This window comes from Microbacterium resistens NBRC 103078 (assembly GCF_001552355.1).
Lineage (GTDB): Bacteria > Actinomycetota > Actinomycetes > Actinomycetales > Microbacteriaceae > Microbacterium > Microbacterium resistens.
The window spans coordinates 1-3426 of the sequence record NZ_BCRA01000189.1 but is presented as its reverse complement, the minus strand read 5'-3'; the positions used below and the strand labels follow the sequence as shown (position 1 = coordinate 3426).

Below are 3426 nucleotides of genomic sequence, written 5' to 3'. Positions count from 1 at the left end.
GGCGGGTCCTCCGCAGCGGCGCCCATCCCGAGCAGCGCGGCGGTCGCCGTGTCCTCGGCCACGAGCGCCGTCCACTCGGGGTGCTCCCGCGCGGCGCGGAGGAAGCGCTCCTCGTCCGCGGGCGAGAGCGCATGCAGCGCGTGTCCTGCGGAGAGCGCGCGGAACTCCGCCTCGTCCATGCTCTCGGTCATGCGGTCACCCCCAGCTCACTCCTCAGGCGCGACAGCCCGTCGCGCATGCGCGTCTTCACCGTTCCCAGCGGGGTCGCGGTCATCGCGGCGATCTCGCTCTGACTGTAACCGCCGTAGTAGGCGAGGACGAGCGCGTCCCGCTGCGGCTCGGGAAGCTCCCCGAGCGCTGCCGCGACCCGTCGTCCTTCGATCCCCAGCTCCGCCTGCTCGGCGACGCTGTCGTACGGGACGCCCAGGTCCCGGATCCCCGCTCTCACGTCCCGGTCGCTGCCCGCCTGCGACGAGCGCACGCGGTCGACCGCGCGGCGGTGGGCGATCGTGAGGATCCAGGATCGTCCCTGTCCCCTGTTCGGAGCGAAGCGCGCTGCGGATTGCCAGATCTCCAGGAAGACCTCCTGGAGCACCTCCTCGCTCTGCGCACGGTTGACCACGACCCGCAGGATGAGACCGAACACGCGACCGGAGAGCAGATCGTAGAGCTCGGCGAACGCGTCGCGGTCGTCGGCGGCGATGCGCACGAGGAGCTCGGCCACGGCGTCGCGCGCCGTTCCGTCCTCGGGTACGTCGATCCCGTCGATGACCATCTCCCTCAGCATGCCGCATCCTCCGTCTTCCCCTCGGAGGCGCTCAGCCGAAGGTGAAGGAATAGACCTGCACGCCCGGAGGGACCTCCACCTCGAGGACCCCGCGACGGCTCTCACCCGGCGCCACCACGGCGTAGGACCGGGGCGTGCCGGAGACCTCGATCCGCGTCGTGCGCGAGCCGTCCTGCACCGTGATCGTGCCCTCGCCGGCCAACACCGTGCGCACCTCCGCGGCCCGGAAGTCCACTCGGACCCGCCCCGCCTCCCCCACCGGCGCGGCGAACTGCGTCCGGACGTCCCATCGTCCGTGCAGGGCGAAGGTGTCGTCGGGCTGCGTCGCCGGGAACTCGTGGTCGACGACGCCGGCGCGGTACGGCCCGGGCCCGGCGAAGTTCACGTCCTTGGCCGACCCCAGGAAGGTCTCCCGGGTCGTGGATCCGACCTCGGGGGTCTCGTCGACCACATCGGTGCGCGGGGGCAGGACCAGGCCGGGGTCCGCTTCCGTCAGAAGCTCGCGGATGTGGTCCTCGGTCGTCGCGTACCCGCCCTCGCCGAAGGAGATCTGCCGCACGACGCCCTCCGCGTCGATGAGGTAGTGCGCGGGCCAGTACCGGTTGCGGTAGGCCGTCCAGGTCGACAGCGCGTTGTCGAGGCCCACCGGGTAGTCGATCCCGAACGACTCCGCCCCGGCGGCGACGTTCGCGGGATCCTTCTCGAACGCGTACTCCGGCGAGTGGACGCCGATCACCTGCAGCCCGGCGTCCCGGTAGGCCTCGTCCCAGGCGACGACGTGCGGCAGCGAACGCTGGCAGTTGATGCAGGAGTATGCCCAGAAGTCGATGAGCACGACCCGTCCGCGCAGGGCCGCCAGGTCGCCGCCGGCGCCGTCCGGCGTGTTCAGCCAGGTCTCGATGCCCCGCAGCGCAGGGGCCGTCCCGCACTCGGCGAGCTCCGGCGACCCCGGGACGCACCGGTCGAGGTCCCGGTTCTCGTCGGTGACCAGCCCGCCGAGCCCGAGCGCCTCCTGCCCGCCCTCCGAGGAGGTCAGCCCCTCCTGGAAGGAGGCGGTGTAGTCGGGGATGAGCCGTTGGATCAGCTGCGGAACGTTGAAGACGAGTCCCACGGCGAGCGCGATCATCGCGACCCCGGCGGTGATCCGGAGTCCTCGCTCCCGGGTGCGGAACGCCCGGATGCGCTCGATCAGCCCGCGTCCGGCGAGGGCGAAGGCGAGCAGCGGCACCGCGACCCCCACGGCGAACGACACGGTCAGCAGCACCGTCTCCGGGCCGATCCGACCGGTCGCCCCGGCGACGATGATCGCGGCGAGCACGGGTCCCGCGCACGGGACGAAGACCGTGCCGAGCGCGAGGCCCACGCCGAAGCCGCTCCCCCGGTTCTCGACGTTGCGCCGCGGGATCCACTGGAACGGCTTCTCCAGCAGCCTCTCCACCCCGGGGAAGAGCAGTCCGACCCCGAGGAGCGCGAGCACGACGATCCCGATCCAGCGGATCAGGTCCTGGGGAAGGCCGAGCAGTCCCAGCAGCAGCGAGCCGGCGAGAGTGACCGCGGTGAAGCTCGTCACCAGCCCCGCGATCACGAGGTAGGGCCGTGCCCGGCCCGCCGGTGCGGTCTCCTCCTCGAACCGTGCCGACCGGGCGCCGCCGGTGAGGAAGATGACCGGCAGCACCGGCAGGATGCACGGCGAGATGCCGGTGATGAGCCCGCCGAGCAGACCGATGATGACGACGTCCATGAGTCCCCGTTCCTGTCACGGGCTGTTCGCGGCCGGGCCGGGTTCGGATTGGTGCGGCGCGGTCCTCGGCCCCGACGCGAATCCGTTTCCCATCCGATCCGCCGGCGGCGCCGAACAGCACTCGACGCCGCAGGAGAGGCCCGCGGCGCATCACCACCGGAGGTGGAGAGATGTTCAGCACCAAGAAGAAGATCGTCACGGTGACCGCCCTCGTGTTCGCCGGGGCGCTCACCCTGTCCGGCTGCGCGATGGGATCGTCCGGGTCGTCCGGCTCCGACGCGTCCGAGTCGTCGATGCCCAGCTCCCCCTCGGAGGAGTCCTCGCCGATGCCGTCGATGGCCGACCCGTCCGCGGATCTCGTGGGCCCCGGCTGCGCGGCCTATGCGTCCGAGGTCCCGGACGGCCCGGGGTCGGTCCAGGGGATGTCCCAGGATCCGGTGGCCGTGGCCGCGTCGAACAACCCGCTGCTCACCACGCTGGTGTCCGCGGTGAGCGGCCAGCTCAACCCCGACGTGAACCTGGTCGACACGCTCAACGGGGACGAGTTCACCGTGTTCGCCCCGGTCGACGACGCGTTCGCGAAGATCGATCCGGCCACCATCGAGGGCTTGAAGACGGACAGCGCCACGCTGACATCGATCCTCACGTACCACGTCGTCCCCGGACAGATCGCCCCGGACGCGATCCCCGGCATGCACAAGACGGTGCAGGGCGCGGACGTGGAGGTCACCGGCAGCGGAGACGACCTGATGGTGAACGGGGCCTCCGTGATCTGCGGCGGCGTCCAGACCGCCAACGCCACCGTGTACCTCGTGGACTCGGTCCTGATGCCTCCGGCGCAGTGACCGCTGCCCACGCCTGCGGGGGCGGGCGCGGGCGGCGGCCCCCGGCGCGACGG

Annotated in this window: 3 protein-coding genes and 1 pseudogene; 1 reads left to right on the top strand and 3 read right to left on the bottom strand. The window is 71.8% G+C overall.

What is annotated here, in order from left to right:
• The 3 genes and pseudogenes from MR1_RS18725 to MR1_RS18715 form a co-directional block, all read right to left on the bottom strand.
• Positions 1 to 191 (bottom strand): annotated as a pseudogene (locus MR1_RS18725) (anti-sigma factor); the annotation flags it as partial.
• Complete coding sequence (sigK, locus tag MR1_RS18720; RefSeq protein ID WP_174522568.1) at positions 188 to 787, bottom strand: ECF RNA polymerase sigma factor SigK; 600 nt, start codon at positions 785 to 787, stop codon at positions 188 to 190. The gene sigK and the pseudogene MR1_RS18725, both read right to left, overlap by 4 nt.
• 31 nt (positions 788 to 818) lie before the next feature.
• Positions 819 to 2528: a cytochrome c biogenesis protein CcdA gene (locus tag MR1_RS18715; protein WP_067250691.1), complete on the bottom strand. Its 1710-nt coding sequence runs from the start codon at positions 2526 to 2528 to the stop codon at positions 819 to 821.
• Between the two features lie 170 nt (positions 2529 to 2698).
• Here MR1_RS18715 and MR1_RS18710 point away from each other — a divergent pair, with 170 nt between their 5' ends.
• Entirely contained in the window at positions 2699 to 3373 is a 675-nt protein-coding gene (locus tag MR1_RS18710) for a fasciclin domain-containing protein (protein ID WP_067250688.1), read from the top strand.
• The last annotated feature ends 53 nt before the right edge of the window (positions 3374 to 3426 follow it).

What these genes read in the sequence shown, in the direction of transcription:
- sigK (WP_174522568.1), bottom strand. Translation starts at nt 787, where the DNA reads ATGCTGAGGGAGATGGTCATCGACGGGATCGACGTACCCGAGGACGGA.
- MR1_RS18715 (WP_067250691.1), bottom strand. Translation starts at nt 2,528, where the DNA reads ATGGACGTCGTCATCATCGGTCTGCTCGGCGGGCTCATCACCGGCATC.
- MR1_RS18710 (WP_067250688.1), top strand. Translation starts at nt 2,699, where the DNA reads ATGTTCAGCACCAAGAAGAAGATCGTCACGGTGACCGCCCTCGTGTTC.